Below are 16,099 nucleotides of genomic sequence, written 5' to 3'. Positions count from 1 at the left end.
TCGAAACCGGAACAATGGGGATCAAACCTCGTTTGACTCTGATCATCCATAGGGAGCCTGCACATGAGTCCGCGTGCGCAATGGAAGGGATATCTGAAATTTGGAGAGGTCAGCTGCGCAGTGGCGCTGTATGCGGCCGTTTCTACCTCGGAACGAATTTCCTTTCACACGCTGAACCGGGAAACCGGCAACCGGGTCAGACGCGAATTCATCGACAGCGAAACGGAAAAACCAGTGTCACGCGAGGATCAGGTCAAGGGATATGAGCTCAACAAGGACGACTATATCGTCCTCGAGCCGGAAGAAGTCGCCGCAGCGGTACCGGAAAGCGACAAGGTCCTGCACGTCCAGGCTTTCCTGGCGTGTTCCGATATCGATGACGTCTATTTCGATCGCCCCTATTATCTGGCTCCTTCCGCGCCGGCGGCAGGAGATGCATTCGCGCTGATCCGCGAGGGCATGCGCGCCGGGAAAGTTGCCGCCATCGCCCGGACCGTTCTGTTTCGCCGTCTGCGAACGATGATGATCCGTGCCCATGGCAAAGGATTGATCGCCACCACATTGAACTTCGACTATGAGGTTCGCTCGGCAAAAGAAGCCTTCGAAGACGTGCCGGACATAAAGATCAAGGGCGAAATGCTCGATCTCGCCAGGCACATCATTGCCACCAAGAAAGGCAGGTTCGACGCCAGCGAATTCGACGATCGCTATGAGGCGGCCCTTGCCGATCTCGTCAAAGCCAAGATCGAAGGCAGGGCAATCCCGCAGCGCAAGCCCGCGAAGGTTGCCGAGGTTACCGATCTCATGAAAGCCCTGCGCCAGAGCGCCGGGCTGGACGGCCAGAGCAAGACACGCGCGAAGTCCAGGAAAGCTACGAAATCACGCGCCGCATCCCCTTCGCGCTCGCAACGCAAGGCGAGCTGACCATGGCATTGGAGACCTACAACCGCAAACGCGATTTCACCAAGACATCGGAACCAAAAGGTCGCACAAGCAGAAGAAAAGCCGCGTCGATCGGCAACAGTTTCGTCATCCAGAAGCATGACGCGCGCCGGCTCCACTATGATTTCCGCCTCGAGCTGGATGGCGTGCTGAAAAGCTGGGCGGTGACCAAGGGGCCGAGCCTGGTCGCCGGCGAAAAGCGGCTGGCGGTCCAAACCGAGGATCATCCCCTGGACTATGGCGATTTCGAAGGTACGATACCAAAGGGCGAGTATGGCGGCGGAACCGTCATCGTCTGGGACAGAGGCTCATGGACGGCAATTGGTGATCCGCACAGGGGATTGACCAAGGGACATCTCGAATTCGAGCTTCACGGTAAAAAGCTGGGCGGGCGCTGGCACCTGATCCGCATGGCGGGAAAGCCGCGCGAAAAGCGCGAAAACTGGCTGCTGATCAAGGGAGACGATGACGCGGCCCGCCCGGAAGGAGCGCCCGATATCCTGGAAGAACGACCGGAATCGGCCAAGACCGGACGGATCATCGACGAAGTCGAGGGCGAGAAGCCGGGCTGGTCCTCGAAGACGGGTAAGATCGATCGCGGACCGACGAGAACGGGGAACGGCTCTCTTGGGACGACATCGGACAAGACCGCACCGGAGACCGATAGAGAGCCTGTCGATCCCTCTTCCTTGAAGGGAGCAAGGAAAGCCGCCCTGCCGGTCTTTGTCGAGCCTGCCCTGGCGACACTGGTCTCCAAGCCACCCAAAGGCAAGCGCTGGCTCCACGAAATCAAATTCGACGGCTACCGGCTCGAGGTTCGCATCGAGGCAGGCCGCAGCAAGCTGCTGACGCGCAGCGGCCTCGACTGGACCCAGAAGTTCGGCAAGGGGATCGTCGGCGCCTTCAAGGCTCTCCCGGTCGGCACGGCCATCATCGATGGCGAACTGGTAGTCGAGCCCGCCGCCGGCGCCTCCGACTTTTCCGCCCTGCAGGCCGACCTCAGCGAAGGACGCAGCGACCGCTTCGTCTTCTACGCGTTCGATCTCATCCACCTCGACGGCTACGATCTTACCGCCTGTCCTTTGATCAGCCGCAAGGAATTGCTGCGGAAGATCATTCCCTCGGAAACCGGGATACTCCGCTTCAGCAGTCATTTTGATGAAAACGGCGATCTGCTGCTGAGCCATGCCTGCCGGTTGAGTCTGGAAGGGATCGTCTCCAAGGTCGCCGACGATCCCTATCGCTCCGGCCGCAGCAAGACATGGGTCAAATCGAAATGTTCGTCACGGCAGGAATTCGTCATAGGCGGCTGGGTGCCGTCGACGACATCGCGAAACGCGATCGGCTCCCTGGTTCTCGGCGTCTACGAGCATGGCAAGCTGGAGCACGTCGGCCGTGTCGGAACGGGATATACGCACACGGTCGCCGAACAGCTGTTCAAAAGGCTCAGCCGCCTGAAAGCGGAGGAAAGTCCTTTCGCATCCAAGCTGACGGCGGAAGAACATCGCGGCGTCCGCTTCACACGGCCCGACCTGGTCGCAGAAGTCGAATTCCGCGCCTGGACTGCAGACGGCCATCTGCGCCATGCCTCCTTCCGCGGCCTGAGAGAAGACAAGAACCCACTCGATATCGTTCGGGAAACACCGAAATCCGCCGGCAAAGCATCAGCCGGGAAACCCGCACGAAGCAGCGTATCCCTGACCCACGGCGATCGCCTCTACTGGCCGGACGAGGGCGTGACCAAGACGGGACTTGCGGATTACTACACCGAGGTCTGGCGCTACATGGGACCTTTTGTCGTCGGCCGGCCGCTCGCGCTCGTGCGCTGCCCGAACGGGATCGGCGGCCAGCATTTCTTCCAGAAGCACGCCTGGAAAGGCATGAACCGGAACATCGCATTGGCAAAGGACCCGCGAGACGAAGAGCCCTATGTGAGCATTAATGATCTGAACGGCCTGATCGGCCTCGTGCAGGCGGCCGTCCTCGAGATCCACCCCTGGGGATCCATGGTCGGCAATTGGGAAAAGCCTGACACGATCATCATGGATCTCGATCCCGGTCCGAACGTCGCATGGACCGAGGTCGTCGCGGCTGCGGAAGAGACGGGCGAACGGCTGAAACGGGCGGGTCTCGTTCCCTTCGTCAAGACATCCGGCGGCAAGGGACTGCACATCGTTTGCCCGCTCGTTGCCAAGGCCGAATGGCCTGCCGTCAAGGCCTTCACGAAGGGCATCGCCGATGCGATGGCGGCAGACAGCCCCGATCGTTACGTCTCGACCATCACCAAATCGAAACGCCGCGGCAAGATCCTTGTCGATTATCTTCGAAATCAGCGAGGCTCGACCGCGGTCGCGCCCTATTCGACCCGCGCTCGTCCGGGAGCCGCCGTCTCCATGCCTCTGTCGTGGGAAGAATTGAACTCCGCCATCGGCCCGGACTATTTCACCGTGCTCAACGTATCGTCGCGGCTTGCGGCATTCCGATCGGACCCCTGGGCCGACTTCCGGCGTGCGGCCGTACCGCTGCGCCAGACTGATCCCAAACGGAAACCCGGCTCGTGACAGGCGTCCGTCACAGAGCGCAATTCCCGGAGCAAAAGCCCCACCACGCGGACTACCGCTTCCGGACACCCTTTTCCCGCGAAAGGCTCTTTCGAAGCGCGTCCATGATATTGATGACATTGCCCGGAGCGGACGTTTCCTCCACCTTTGCCCTGGCGGGAGGCTTGCGGCCTTTTTTCCTGGAAGCGATGATATCGAGAAGCTTGTCCTGGACGGGATCGGAGACCATGTCGGGGTCCCATGGCTTTGTACGCTCTTCTATCAGCTCCCGGACAAGCTTCATCAGCTTGGCGTCGACGGGTTTTGTTTCGATATCTTCGAAATAATCCTTTTCATCGCGGACCTCGTCGCCAAATCGCAGGGTCCAAAGGACGATCCCTCTGTCTCGCGGCTCCAGCATGACGGCACGTTCACGGCGATACATGACGAGGCGGGAAATGCCGACCATGCCGCTCGCCGCCATTGCGTCGCGGATGACGCAGTAAGCCTCTTCGCCAACGGTATCGTTCGGCGTCAGGTAGTGCGGCGCATCGAACCAGACCCATTCCAGGCTATCGCGGGGCACGAACATCTCGATTTCGATCGTTCGGGTGCTTTCCAGGGCGACCGCGTCGAGCTCTTCATCCTCAAGCATGACGTAGTCACCTTCGCCACGCTCATATCCCTTGACCTCGTCATCTTCATCGACCGCCTTGCCGGTGACGGAATCCACATACCGGCTGACGATGCGGTTGCCCGTATTTCTGTTGAGAGTATGAAAGCGAACCTTCTCATTGTCGCTGGTCGCCGGCGCCATGGCGACAGGGCAGGTCACCAGCGAGAGTTTGAGATAGCCTTTCCAGAAAGAGCGCGGCGCCATAGGTTTTCTCCAGGATCGAAAGAAACCCGTCTCGGCCGTGCTTGGTTCCGCTTCCCGATAGATTATTGCAAGTTCAGGTGAGAAGCGGCCGGCATGTGGCGGCGGGAAATGGCAAATCTCGTCCGGCATGATGGTGCTCTCGGATCAAGCACACCGCTTTTGCGCTCACCCGCGACGGAGCCATTCATACAGCAGGCTCCCAAGATGGCGGATCCGGCATGGCAGAGCGTATGATTTGAAAATCGGAACGCTTGCCGTCTGCCCTTCAACAATCCAGCAAGAACCGCTCGAGCTTGCCAGTTGGGCTGCCGAAAAACAAATCTTTGAACAATGTGGAAACGATCCGTGGGCGCAAACCGGCCCTCTCATCGATCAGCACTACCGAACGCTTTTTTATTTCGATCGTAATTGTACGCACATCGTCACTGCGACGATACTTCCAAGAATCGAGTAAATTAAATCCGTTCTGTGCCGCCCAAGCCGCGACAATCTGCGCCGTCATGACCTATCCTTTTGCGGAGATGAAGCGGCCATCATGCGCGTTCAAATCATTCCGCTACTCAGCGAATAGCCTGAGTGGGCGAAAAAGGTCCAGTGCCAAATTGGCCAGCCGGTCGATTGTCCGAGGGCTGTTGCAGGTTGGACTCACACCCGGAAGTCGAGCGTCGATCGGCAGGAGAGCACCAAGCTTTGACACGTGCGGAGCCAGGCGTTTAGTCCTGGCATTTACCAAAGCCTGAGGCAGATAAACCGTTCGAGATCCGCCATCGGGCAAATCTGCCTCCATAAAGATGAAGCGGGCTTCGTCGCTCGCAAGCGGGCGTCTTCAACGGCCTGCTAGCGAACCAACTTCGCAATTTGCGGCTCTGGCGGCGCGGAGTTCTCGTGCCGCCCGGAAGTCAACCCGATGATGACCGCAACGACGGCGACCGCCACGTAAACGATGGTGCCTTTAGGCTTTCGGTCCGCTATGCAATGCCGTGTCGACTCTAGCGCGCGTGGACGTTCAGACATCTTGTTCCTTTGACGTTGAAGGACGCTTATCTAGTCGATCAGAAGCACCTAATGAACGCCCAGATTCGCCTGCCTCCCTTGCAAAGGGCGAATAGCTGCATGCTCTTTTGCCTCTTGCTCGTTCTACAAATGCGCCGCAGCCTGGTTCAGCCGGCTGCCCAGGTCCACAGGCAGAGCGCTCCTCCCATCAGGCCCAGAGCCGAAGAGCCCCACCACACAAAGCGCTTCCGGGTGAGTGCCGCCACCGCCCCTAAAGCAATCGATACCTGCAACATGGCGACCGCATATGCATACAAGTGGTGGTGATGAATAAGCTCATTGGCTTCGTCATCCTTCCGATCTCTCGCCTTTTCGAGCTCCTGCGCTTGAACGCTGGCAGCTTTTTGCTCGTCCGCGTATCTTTGGAGTGTCTTATCAAGATCAGGCGATGCCGGCTTGCCGTCAGCAACCAGAAGCCCCTTCTGCGCCTCGAGGATCGCGGCCTTGATGCCTTTTGCCTGATAATAGGCCCACTGATCGGAGGCCTGGGCTTGCTTTTGCGTGGCCTCGGTCTTGAGAGCCAACGCCTCGTTGATAGTTCCACCTGCCAGAAGCGAGCCGAGCGCCGCAAGAGCGGCAAAGAACGCCGTCGTCAAAGCGATCGAGCGTAGCAGCGAGGCGGACTTTTTCTCGATCTCCTCATCGATCGCCTCCCGCAATTTATCGGTATCGACCTCAATCTCTTCAGGCATCATGCAACTCCGAAAATTGAAAACCGGCATTGCTGCGCGGATCGTTGAGCGATCATGGCGTGGCCAAGTTGCGATCTCAATAGCCGGCCTGTCGTCGGGATGGCTTTCAAACAGAATACTGGTACCGTCATCTCATCAAGGATGGGTTTCAGACGGGAGCCTGACTGGACCGTGCGAGCTCACGCCGCAGCGGCTGCCTCATTCCGTAAAAAACGCAGCGAGCGATGGAGCGTCACGCCAGAGCCGGATGATTTTGGATCCATTCGACCTAAAATCTGAATCCGCTCTGGAATAGGAGAAGTAGAGCATGATGTCGTCCGAAATCCCTTGACGCTTTTCGGCATGCTCTACTGATCTATGCTCATCGAATGGTAAGCGAAAGGGCACTTACTCAACCGAAAGAACTTCACCCGTACGCCGGTCGATGACAACCTTTATATCGTCGCCGTCGCTGTCCGAACCCCGCACGATGAAGACATTTCGCCTGCGCGCGACATCATCTACCTCGCGCACCCCTTCACCCCGCGCAATACGGATGGCCTGACGTTCGCTGATACCCATGTCGACGGGCGGCGGCTCCATGCCGGGATTGACGCGCACACCGCCAGGACCGATCTCGATACTTTGTGAGAACGATGGTGTTGCTGACATGAGCGTCACTACTGCAATCGCCGTTACGGCAAGGTTCTTGAACATGGGGCATCCGAAAAGGTTATAGGAATCGTGTCTTCACAATTTTCTCTCGCTGTTTCACGGCAAATAATCAAGAGCCGGATTCATGCGCTGATAGTCTTCGACGCCGACATTGCGAGAAATCCGACCGATCATTGCATCTGCCCAGCTGCTTCTCTGATGGCATGAGGTTTTGGAAATCGGATGACCTTGGAGGAAGGCGCAAACCTGTATTCCTCCGCCCGCAAAAGATGATCGATCACCTTCATGAGATCTGGATCGCGCAGGCCCGGGAAAGCCAGAGCCGCCTCCCCCATGAGCGTCGTGACAATGACCGCCGGCGGATAGCCCGCTGTGATCAGAACCATAAGATTGTCAGCCAGGCCACTCATTGCCCTGCGCGCGCCGCCAACCACATCATGTGTTTGTCGCATTTAGGATTTCTCGTTGTTGATCCAACGTAATCCCGGTAGCAGCATGCGGCTTGCCCAATGGTATAAATAGTCGGCTGAATTTTAATGATCGGGTCTGGGATCGGCGCAACCGCAGCCCGTCCACTCCGTGAGCGGAGCCAAGGATTGCCGACCGAGCCAATGCTGGCCGGCGGAGCCTGGGACAGATGCGTCGCGCCTGGCGATTCCCCCTAAATCAAGGTGGCGCCATGACGACGCGGGGCTGATTTTTCGTTCGAATAATGGAGGCCAGAGAGCCGTCTCAGACGGTGATTCAGACTATGGTCTGAACATGAAAGGCATAGGTCCTATGGCTGTGGAAAGGTGAGATTGTGACGATATTGTAGTGCGCGATGATTTGCGGGAGACAACCGCACCGGGGACGACAGATGTTTTGTGAAGGAAGTTCGCATGAGCATTCACTCCGCTGCTGATATTACCAGGATCGACCCTGCGCTTGCTCCAACGACAAGACGAACGCCCCCCGACCGCCAGCGGCGATGATAAATGGACAAAAAACAACAGCCTGCTCTCGGATGGTCACAACAAAATCAGCAGCAAGATGAGCTATGGCTGCATTCCGCTTATCAAGAAAGTGACTGCAGATATGGAAAGTATGAAAATACGCATCGATCAAAACATGTTCCAGTTCGGAACAGACAGTCGATGGAGTTGAGAATTGAAGGCAGCCACAAATACACCGCCAGCAAGCGAAACATCGAGAACGCGATACATGGAGGCGTGCATATTCGCACTTGAGCCTTCTGTCGAAGGCTTGTTCAACGCGGCATGGAAGGCCGGCTGGGATCAAGAATCCGTTCTTCTGGCAATCATCAATATTGCCGCGAACAGTGCTGAAAAAATCAAATCATCGCCTCGTGTGATGCATTCATAAACCGAAGCCCGGTCGGGCAAATCCATGTCGTACAGAACGGCACGCCTGGTCCGAGCGATGCAGATCTATCTGCGGGAAGCAGATGAAACGCCTCCTGATAGGCTCCGAGGAAATAATCGAAGATCCGAGTGCAGCTCCGGATGAGGTCGCAGATGCGAACTCGGGACCACGGAAACCTCGCGGGCAAGGCGGGAGATACGTCTCGGGATTGACTGAGCGCCGGAAATCACGAAAGAGTGCACGTCCGTCGCCTTCTCCGTCGAGTTGCCCAGAACTCCGAAGAAGCATCGGCCCTATTCTATGGCAAGACAGGAGCAACAGCCGTGGGTAAGCTTCCCGACATGACGAAACACCGCGGCTTTCCATCCGGCATGCCCGGAACAGGCGTCCAGTTTACCATTCGCCGCGCAAACCCGAAGGGCGTGACACCGATCAAGAAGTTGCCTCGCCGTGCGCGGCCGGGATCGCAGGAACACCGGATCGATGCCGCATTCCTGCACGCGCTCTGGCATCATTTCGGGGCGGAACCTTTCGAACGCGGCAATCTGGACGCCGCTCGCATCAATCTGCTCTTCGAACGCGAAGTCATGCCGGCGGACAAGGATTTCGATCCGGCTTCCTATGAAGCCATGCTCGTCATCAACGAAAAACTGGCGCGCGAAAATTTCCCCGAAGCATTCGAAGACGTGATGGAAGTCTGACGACGCGCGGGAGTGCCGTCTCATTTCCTGTGGGAGAGCACGAAACTTCATGCCGCCAGCACATGCCCCGGAGATGCATGTGGCAGTAATCCGTACGCATCCCGACCACGATGAAAAAGCGGAAATGGACGAACGATGTGGTGAACAACGTTCTCGCCTGGCAGAGTGACAATCAGGGCACCAACGAAGATACGGCCAGACATTTCCTGAAGACCCATGAGGACATCTGGACGACATGGGTGAGCACGGACGTTGCCCTGAAAGTGAAAGCCGCCTTGTAAAGCCTGATGTCGGCGACGCAGCCTCGACATCGAATTATTTGTTACGCATATCCCTCGCCTTACGAGTCAGCAGGTCCGCTTGCGCTTCATCATGGCTTTCAGCCTCTCGGCCCCGGCCTCGTCGATCGGCGTATAGACGATCATGCGGTCGTCGTTGCTGGGACTTGCCCACCAATTGTTGGATTGCAAGGCAAGGATCGTGCCGTCGGCCAGGCGGAACCGCTTTACGACATTCTCGATGCCTTTGAGCTGATAGCGGTCCCAGACGATACGGAATTGATCGGAGACGCTCATATAGCGCTCCAGCTGCCGCTCCCAGGCCGGATCGTCGAGGTGCTCGGCCATGGAGGCGCGGAAGAGCGCTGCCATGCTGGCCAGTACCTCATCGGGATTGACCTGGCTGGCGCGCCAAGCGGGATTGACGAGAGACAGGTAGATGCAGTTCCGGTCTTCAAGCGGGATCGCATCGAGATCGACCCCGACAAGACGGCGATAGGCCTCGTTGAAGCCGCGTATATTGTAACGCTTCGTCTGGATCAGGGCCGGGTAAGGGCAAAGCTGATCGAGAATGGATTGGCTGGCCATGGTGAGCGGCTCACAGACCCTTGGATTTTCCAACCGGGGCGGCACCGGCAGATTGGCCAATCTGAACAGGTGCTCCGTCTCGACTTCGTTGAACTCCAGGGCATGCGCAACGGAGAGAAGGACGCGCGGGGAAACCCGGATCGGTCGGCCCTGCTCGAGCTTCGTATACCAGGTGATGCCGATATCGGCACGCGACGCCACTTCCTCCCGCCTCAATCCGGGTGTACGAATCCGCCCCGCGCGGCCAAGGCCCAGTCGTTGCGGATCGAGGCTTTCCCGCCGCCTTCTCAGCATTTCACCCAGTTCCTGCGCCCGCGAGAGCGCCTGATTGGGGGCGATATCGAGCGTACCGTGCATTTCCACTCTCCAGCCTGACACTTTTTATACCAGTCTAAACAGGTATCTTGTACCAGTTTAGCATAGGTGTAGAACGCTGTGGACTCAGTTCTGGAAATCCTTTGAGGTCCCCATGTCATCCGCACCAATCCGGCTTGGCCAATTCGGCCTGATGATCCTGCTTGCCGGGCAATTGCTGCTGCAGCTCGATTTTTCCATCATCAATGTCGGCCTTGCCGCCATCTCCGCCTCGCTGCACGCCGGCGAGACCGAGCTCGAACTCTTCGTGGCCGCCTATGGCGTCGCCTTTGCCGTCTGCCTGGCGATGGGCGGCCGCCTTGGCGACAATTTCGGCCGCAGGCGCATGTTCGGCCTTGCCGTCCTGATGTTCTGCCTTGCCTCGCTGCTTTGCGGGGTGGCGACATCAGTCGCCTTTCTCATCATTGCCCGCGCGCTGCAGGGGATTGCGGCCGCACTCATGGTGCCTCAAGTGCTGGCGACGATCCATGTCAGCCTGACCGGACGCGATCACGCCCGCGCGGTTTCGCTTTACAGCGCGATCGGCGGCATCGCCTTCATCGTCGGCCAGGTTCTCGGCGGATTCCTGATCTCGGCTGACATCGCCGGTTCCGGCTGGCGCAGCATCTTTCTCATCAATTTGCCGATCTGCATCCTGGTTCTGCTCAGCACGTGGCGCCATGTCCCCGAGACGCGCGGCCAAGGCAGGGTTCCGGTGGATTGGTCCGGCATGATCACGCTGGCATTGCTGACGCTCTCGGTCCTGCTTCCGACCGCGCTCGGCCCGTCGCTTCACTGGAATTGGCTCTGCCTGCTGGGCTTCGTGCCGATCCTGCCGCTGGCCGCACTCCTCTGGCGCATTGAACGAGCCAAGGAGGCGCGCGGCGCCTTCCCGATCCTGCCTCCGTCGCTCACGCGCATCTCCAGCATGCGGTTCGGAGGGCTGATCGCCGTCATCTTCTTCACCTGCTGGAGCGGCTTCATGTTCGTCTTCGCCCTGACGCTGCAGGCGGGTGCCGGGCTGACACCGCTGCAATCAGGCAATGCCTTGATCGCGCTCGGCGGCTCTTATTTTTTCTCGGCCGCCTTCGTTACGCGTCGGCTTGCGAACATGCGCCGGGAGCTCATGCTGGCGATGGGCTGCGTGATCCAGATGGCCGGGCTCGCTCTGCTCATCGTGACGCTCGAAACGGTCTGGCCGCAACCGGGCGTCATCAACCTCATCCCGTCCACCGTGCTGATCGGCTTCGGTCAGGCCTTGATCGTCAACAGTTTCTACCGGCTTGGGCTAACGGACGTGCCGCATGAACATGCCGGCGCGGGCAGCGCCATGCTTGCGACCATGCAGCAGGTTTCGCTTGGCCTCGGACCCGCGATCCTGGGGGCCGTATTTGCGCAGGTCCTGCAATATTCGAGTGTCTACCTGGCAGCGGGCGTCACCGCCATCGCGGTTGAACTCGGGCTGATGGCCATCCTGCTGATGGCGACGCTTCTGCGGCTGGCGCGGCAGCGCGCCCTTCCCGAAGAAGCGGTCCAGATCGAGGACACGCTGATCGTTGCACCCGAATGACCGGGCCGGCGGCTCCGCCGGATTTGGCGCCACGAAATGGCGCAATCGGCCGAACGGACGGTTGAGGCCAGGCATTTGGCCTCAACCCACATGGAATGGAAGCTTCACATGGCGCGTGTACCGGACCGACGTCCGGCACGTTGCGTACGATTCTCGCTCAATGCGCGCTGAAAACCTGTATCGGTTTGCGCGTGGTGGCCGAGGTCGTCGAGAAACGCAGACACATCGTGAACGGTGTCGACGACAACGTATCGCAGACCGCCGCCGGCATCGACGGAATCATGGCTGATGCTCACGCCGAAGCCGCCATCCACCTTTCGAAACCAGGCCGAGCGCCAGCGCGCAAAGCCGGCAGTATCCGATTGATATTCGGCAAGAAGCTGCTTCTGCTGTTCAATTCGCGCAAGGAATGTCGCTATGACATCCTGTGAACCGGTCTTAGGCCTTTTCGCCTTTTTCGCGATCCATTTTTCCAAAAACTGCGAGCCTGGCGGCAATGCCGCCTCCTGGCCGGAATCCGTGGCGACAGCAGGGACAGGATCGGATTGGTCCGGACAGCTTTCGAGAACAGGCGAACCTTCCGGCACCTCCTGCTCTTTTGTCAGATTTTGCCTGAGGTCCGAGGCAAGTTCGCCCCAGATCGATTTCGCCTGTCCGGCTGGTTTTGCTTTCGTTCGGCGGGAGGTTTTGATTTCCAAGATGAAGGGCTTTGTTTGCTTAGCCATGTGCTCGTTTATTCATTAGGTTACGAAATCGCTGTGATGGACGATCTATTCGGACGAGAGGCTTATCTTCTCTGATCTTAAAACTCGTGGCCACAGCCTGCGATTAATTTCAGCCATTATAATCAAGAGCCCATACACGAAACCGATCGATAGAGCAAACTCCGCCTGCCCCATCGAAAGCGGGCAAAAGCCGCGGTCTGCCGCGCACTCGATCCCGGGATGCCCTGCGCATTCATCCGGCGCCACTGCGCGTCCGGTAACATTGGCGGATGGGGGTTCGAACCGCGGCTCAGAGGCGATAGACCTTCTTAACCAAATACAGCGACCAGTATTTTAATGAATCGCACGTATACCTGTGAGTATAAACACAGGGAGATAATAATGAAGAATATAGTTGCAATTTCCGCCATGCTTATTGGCAGTCTCTTCGCTCAGGAAAGCTTTGCTGCGGACACCTATATGTCGTCCCCGGCATTCGTGAAACAGGCGAGCAGTGCCGGCGTTTCGATGCTGGACACCGCCTCGATCATGAAGCCGGTGCTCGATCTCGTATCAGCCATGCCGACAGCCGATATGCGCCCAACAGCCGGGAATCTGGCGGATACGCTGCAGATCGGCCAGTTGAACGTCGCGTCGATCGATCAGACCGGTTCCGGCAACGCAGGCCTTATTCAGCAAGGCGGCAGTATGAACACCGCTTCGATCACGCAGGTCGGTAACAACCATCAAGCCTTCATCTCGCAACGCGGCAACAACAACGTTGCGATCATCCGCCAACGCTGATTGCTTTGTCAGACAACGCCGAAAGGGAGCGCTGCCTGACAGCGGCTCCCTTTAAGCGTCGGTTAAACCTTGGACAGCTCAGTTGGTGGGCGTCGTGTTGGTGTTGGTATTAACGTTCGGCAGGGTCGTCGTCGGCGTCGAGGACGTTGGCGACGTGCTGCCGAAGCTGGGGAAGTCGATGGAGAAGCTCGGGCTGCTCGAGCTCTGGGCAGCCTTGCCCTGCGCGCTTGCCTGCGACAGCAGCCAGTTTCCGTTCTGCGGATCGCCGCCAAAGGCAGGATTGACCGGCTTGTAGACGAGCTGCGATGCACAAGCAGCGCCGGCCACCGCCGCGATCATGGCGGTCAGCGCAACAGTATTGATAAGCATACGCATAGATATCTCCTTCTATCGCTAGATAATATTTACTTATTTGATTTGGGAAATACATACATTTTCCCGGGACCGATAACGATGGTCGCATTCGAAAGGCCACTGATACCGACAGGCATCAGGTAACGGCCGCTTCCAGGCGTCTGGATTGCAACAACCGTGTTGTTGGAGCCGCCGATGTTCAATGCGCCGGCAAGATCGTTGCCGTTCTGAACGTAAGCGACCTGATTGTTGCTGCCGGAAACGCCGACCAGCTGGAAGTCCCTGTCGCCGTTGATCGCCTGCACCACCGAGTTGTCGTTGCCGCCCTGGACAAGCAGGGCAGCCGAATTATTGCCTGCGACGGCCTGAACGGCACGATTGTTCACACCGGACTGCTCGATCACGGCAAGGCTGCCGCGGCCGTCGATGCCAGAGGTTGCGTAATTGTTGAGTCCGATCTGCTGGACGGAGGTCGTCGAGCCGCTGTTGCCGGCAACGAAGGGCTGGATCGGTGCCATCAGTTCGTTGAGGACTGCACCCGCCCTTTGGGAATCCAGAAGTGCAGGGCTCTGTTGCTCCTGCGGGACAAGGAGATTTTCTGCCCTTGCGATCGATGCGACGGCAAGGGTGGCGGCGATAGCCGCGGCAGTGGCCATCTTGGTAATGACGCTCGTTGACCGTTCCATGGGTTTCCACCTGCTTTCTGATTCTATCCGTGTTCAAAGGTTCGTCGTGGGTGCGGGCAGATCGACGCTATCGCGAACGCGGCAGACCGCTTTTCCCGCTTCATCCATGACGTTCATCAGGATTTCGATCCGGGCCGGAAGGTTCAGGCGAACACGCGACGCGCCGATCATGCCGGCTGTTATGCGGTTGCTCTGCCGCGACTGGCTCGATCCGGCCTCGGACCTCTTGGTAATGCTGAGATCGAAGCTGCCATTGAAATCCGCTGCAGCTTCGATGAGCGGCACGAGTTCAGCGACGCGATCACCGTCAATGCGGATACCGCATTGGTGAATGCGCGGATCTTCCGAAACGCCCGATATGGTCTGACCGATCATCGAAGCTGCACCTGAATGTGTGGCGGCAAGAGGCGCGGCAAGGGCGGTCGATATCAATATGACCCGTCTGAAGCCGAACATCTCGTCTCTCCGGAAGGACGGGGCGCCGCAAGAGCGTCCCGTCCGGTTGCTGTTACTTCTGCGACACGAAGGCTACGTTACCGCGGCCGACCTGGACGACAGTCGAGCTATTGCCGTTGCCGGACTGGCTGACGACCGCCGAGTTTTCGGCGTTGCCAGCACCGATGCCATATTGCAGCACAGCGGAGTTGTTGCCGCTGCCGGGCTGACTGATCCAGGCATTGGAGTAGTCGCCTGCCTGGGCGACGAGCGATTTGTTGCCGAGGCCGCCGGATTGATCGACCAGCGCCAGCGAATAGTTGCCGGACTGCAGGATCAACGATTGGCTGCCGAAGCTGTTCGACTGGTCGGTGAAGGCCGCGTTATTGTCTCCGCTCTGGATTGTCAGAGCAGCATTGCCAAGACTTGCGACCTGGGTGGTGGCGGCAAAATTGTCATGGCCCGTCTGGATCGTGCCGGCTGCGGACAGATAGGCATGATCCTGGACCGTAACGGCCTGATCGCCGCCATTCTGGATGGTCACGGCCGAGACGCCGACAGATGCGGTCTGGCTCGTAAGAGCCACGTTCTTGTTGCCGAGCTGCGCGGTCGCAGCCAAGGCGTCGGCCGTCACGGTCTGGAAGTTGAACGCGGCATTGTCGTCGCCATTCTGGACGATTGCGGCAGACGAAGCTGTGGTCGCCAGGCTTTGCGCCGGCGCGAGGGCCGGAAGGTTCGACCTGACGTCATCGATCGAAGCAGCCGCTGTCGTCGAGCTGCTCGATTGCGTCGTGGTGGTCTGCGGCGGCTTATTGCCGTTTTGAACGCTCGTCGTCGTCTTGACCGCGGTCGTCGTCACCTTCGATACGTCGCCCGACAAGATCACATTGTCGCCGGGAACTACAACTTTACCGACCTGCGAGTTGACGGCGGTATTGTTGTTGCCGAATTGGGCAACGGTAGCGACCGAATTGCTGGCCGGCGCAGAGCCGGTGCCGGTGGCCGTGATCGGCCCCCATTGATAGGCGGCGGTCGTCGTCGTGTCCGTCGTCGTCGTTGTCGTCGTGGTATCACCCACGCCGTTCCCTTGCCCATGAATGGTCGATTTGTCGATCTGCGTATTTTGTCTGCTGGAAACCAGAGCGGGCTGCGTCTGGCCGCTCTTGCTCAAGAGATAGCTGGCCGTCTGCGTCTGGCCTTGATTGTTGACGGCGCGGTTACCGTTGCCCTGCTGGATGATGCCGGCCGTGACATTGGAGCTCTGCGCCTGCTGAACGTTGCCGGCCTGGTTACCCAATCCCTGCTGGGCGATGGAAGCATCAGCGCCGGAAACGTTGTCCTGCAGGTTGACAGCCGTGTTGAGCCCGCCGGAACCCTGCACGATCGTTGCCTTCGAGCTGTCCATCGCATTGTTCTGGATGTTGGCTGCCTGGTTGGCGGTGCCGCCCTGGACGATACCAGCCTCGGCGCCATTGGACGCGAACTGGCTGTTAAGGGCC

Annotated in this window: 19 protein-coding genes; 8 read left to right on the top strand and 11 right to left on the bottom strand. The window is 58.7% G+C overall.

Annotation, left to right across the window (positions count from 1 at the left end; genetic code table 11):
- Positions 1 to 57: 57 nt before the first annotated feature.
- Both ku (Q4Q11_RS16940) and ligD read left to right on the top strand, forming a co-directional pair.
- Complete coding sequence (gene ku, locus Q4Q11_RS16940; protein WP_498570221.1) at positions 58 to 924, top strand: non-homologous end joining protein Ku; 867 nt, start codon at positions 58 to 60, stop codon at positions 922 to 924.
- Between the two features lie 2 nt (positions 925 to 926).
- Positions 927 to 3,503 (top strand): DNA ligase D, encoded by a 2,577-nt coding sequence (gene ligD, locus Q4Q11_RS16935; RefSeq protein ID WP_498570211.1) that lies wholly within the window; start codon positions 927 to 929, stop codon positions 3,501 to 3,503.
- Between the two features lie 52 nt (positions 3,504 to 3,555).
- Here ligD and ku (Q4Q11_RS16930) read toward each other — a convergent pair whose 3' ends face one another.
- The 5 genes from ku (Q4Q11_RS16930) to Q4Q11_RS16910 form a co-directional block, all read right to left on the bottom strand.
- Entirely contained in the window at positions 3,556 to 4,362 is an 807-nt protein-coding gene (gene ku, locus Q4Q11_RS16930; protein WP_498570210.1) for a non-homologous end joining protein Ku, read from the bottom strand.
- Positions 4,363 to 4,627: 265 nt separating this feature from the next.
- Positions 4,628 to 4,864, bottom strand: a complete 237-nt coding sequence (locus Q4Q11_RS16925; RefSeq protein ID WP_113214314.1) for a hypothetical protein — start codon at positions 4,862 to 4,864, stop codon at positions 4,628 to 4,630.
- 658 nt (positions 4,865 to 5,522) lie between these two features.
- A complete protein-coding gene (locus tag Q4Q11_RS16920; RefSeq protein WP_112507619.1) occupies positions 5,523 to 6,107 on the bottom strand; it encodes a DUF4337 domain-containing protein in 585 nt (194 codons plus the stop codon).
- 387 nt (positions 6,108 to 6,494) lie between these two features.
- Positions 6,495 to 6,803 carry a PepSY domain-containing protein gene (locus Q4Q11_RS16915; RefSeq protein WP_112507623.1) on the bottom strand — a complete coding sequence of 103 codons (309 nt, stop codon included), beginning with the start codon at positions 6,801 to 6,803 and terminating at the stop codon, positions 6,495 to 6,497.
- 128 nt (positions 6,804 to 6,931) lie between these two features.
- On the bottom strand, positions 6,932 to 7,213 hold the full coding sequence (locus Q4Q11_RS16910) for a hypothetical protein (protein ID WP_498570209.1): 282 nt from the start codon (positions 7,211 to 7,213) through the stop codon (positions 6,932 to 6,934).
- 475 nt (positions 7,214 to 7,688) lie between these two features.
- On the opposite strand from Q4Q11_RS16910, the gene Q4Q11_RS16905 reads away from it, so the two are divergent.
- The 4 genes from Q4Q11_RS16905 (at position 7,689) to Q4Q11_RS16890 (ending at position 9,108) form a co-directional block, all read left to right on the top strand.
- Positions 7,689 to 7,907, top strand: a complete 219-nt coding sequence (locus Q4Q11_RS16905; RefSeq protein ID WP_498570208.1) for a hypothetical protein — start codon at positions 7,689 to 7,691, stop codon at positions 7,905 to 7,907.
- 3 nt (positions 7,908 to 7,910) lie between these two features.
- A complete protein-coding gene (locus Q4Q11_RS16900; protein ID WP_498570207.1) occupies positions 7,911 to 8,126 on the top strand; it encodes a hypothetical protein in 216 nt (71 codons plus the stop codon).
- A gap of 323 nt (positions 8,127 to 8,449) precedes the next feature.
- Positions 8,450 to 8,827 carry a hypothetical protein gene (locus tag Q4Q11_RS16895; RefSeq protein WP_498570206.1) on the top strand — a complete coding sequence of 126 codons (378 nt, stop codon included), beginning with the start codon at positions 8,450 to 8,452 and terminating at the stop codon, positions 8,825 to 8,827.
- A gap of 140 nt (positions 8,828 to 8,967) precedes the next feature.
- Complete coding sequence (locus tag Q4Q11_RS16890; RefSeq protein ID WP_498570205.1) at positions 8,968 to 9,108, top strand: hypothetical protein; 141 nt, start codon at positions 8,968 to 8,970, stop codon at positions 9,106 to 9,108.
- A 66-nt stretch (positions 9,109 to 9,174) separates the two neighbouring features.
- On the opposite strand, the gene Q4Q11_RS16885 is transcribed toward Q4Q11_RS16890, so the two are convergent.
- Entirely contained in the window at positions 9,175 to 10,050 is an 876-nt protein-coding gene (locus tag Q4Q11_RS16885; protein WP_498570204.1) for a helix-turn-helix transcriptional regulator, read from the bottom strand.
- A 112-nt stretch (positions 10,051 to 10,162) separates the two neighbouring features.
- On the opposite strand from Q4Q11_RS16885, the gene Q4Q11_RS16880 reads away from it, so the two are divergent.
- On the top strand, positions 10,163 to 11,617 hold the full coding sequence (locus Q4Q11_RS16880; protein ID WP_498570203.1) for an MFS transporter: 1,455 nt from the start codon (positions 10,163 to 10,165) through the stop codon (positions 11,615 to 11,617).
- A gap of 104 nt (positions 11,618 to 11,721) precedes the next feature.
- Here Q4Q11_RS16880 and Q4Q11_RS16875 read toward each other — a convergent pair whose 3' ends face one another.
- Positions 11,722 to 12,342, bottom strand: coding sequence for a hypothetical protein (locus Q4Q11_RS16875; protein WP_112507633.1), 621 nt, complete (start codon positions 12,340 to 12,342; stop codon positions 11,722 to 11,724).
- Positions 12,343 to 12,723: 381 nt separating this feature from the next.
- Here Q4Q11_RS16875 and Q4Q11_RS16870 point away from each other — a divergent pair, with 381 nt between their 5' ends.
- Positions 12,724 to 13,125 carry a hypothetical protein gene (locus Q4Q11_RS16870; RefSeq protein ID WP_498570202.1) on the top strand — a complete coding sequence of 134 codons (402 nt, stop codon included), beginning with the start codon at positions 12,724 to 12,726 and terminating at the stop codon, positions 13,123 to 13,125.
- Between the two features lie 78 nt (positions 13,126 to 13,203).
- Here Q4Q11_RS16870 and Q4Q11_RS16865 read toward each other — a convergent pair whose 3' ends face one another.
- From Q4Q11_RS16865 to Q4Q11_RS16850, 4 genes are all read right to left on the bottom strand, one after another.
- Positions 13,204 to 13,500, bottom strand: coding sequence for a curli assembly protein CsgF (locus Q4Q11_RS16865; protein ID WP_112507637.1), 297 nt, complete (start codon positions 13,498 to 13,500; stop codon positions 13,204 to 13,206).
- A gap of 29 nt (positions 13,501 to 13,529) precedes the next feature.
- Positions 13,530 to 14,165 (bottom strand): hypothetical protein, encoded by a 636-nt coding sequence (locus tag Q4Q11_RS16860; protein WP_112507639.1) that lies wholly within the window; start codon positions 14,163 to 14,165, stop codon positions 13,530 to 13,532.
- A gap of 33 nt (positions 14,166 to 14,198) precedes the next feature.
- Positions 14,199 to 14,621 (bottom strand): curli-like amyloid fiber formation chaperone CsgH, encoded by a 423-nt coding sequence (gene csgH / locus Q4Q11_RS16855; protein ID WP_498570201.1) that lies wholly within the window; start codon positions 14,619 to 14,621, stop codon positions 14,199 to 14,201.
- Between the two features lie 52 nt (positions 14,622 to 14,673).
- On the bottom strand, positions 14,674 to 16,099 hold a 1,426-nt coding region (locus tag Q4Q11_RS16850), incomplete at its 5' end, for a hypothetical protein (RefSeq protein ID WP_498570200.1).

The sequence above is a fragment of the Rhizobium sp. UFLA01-1127 genome (genome assembly GCF_059803845.1).
The sequence above is the reverse complement of the archived record's forward strand: the minus strand, read 5'-3'. Positions and strand labels throughout refer to the sequence as shown.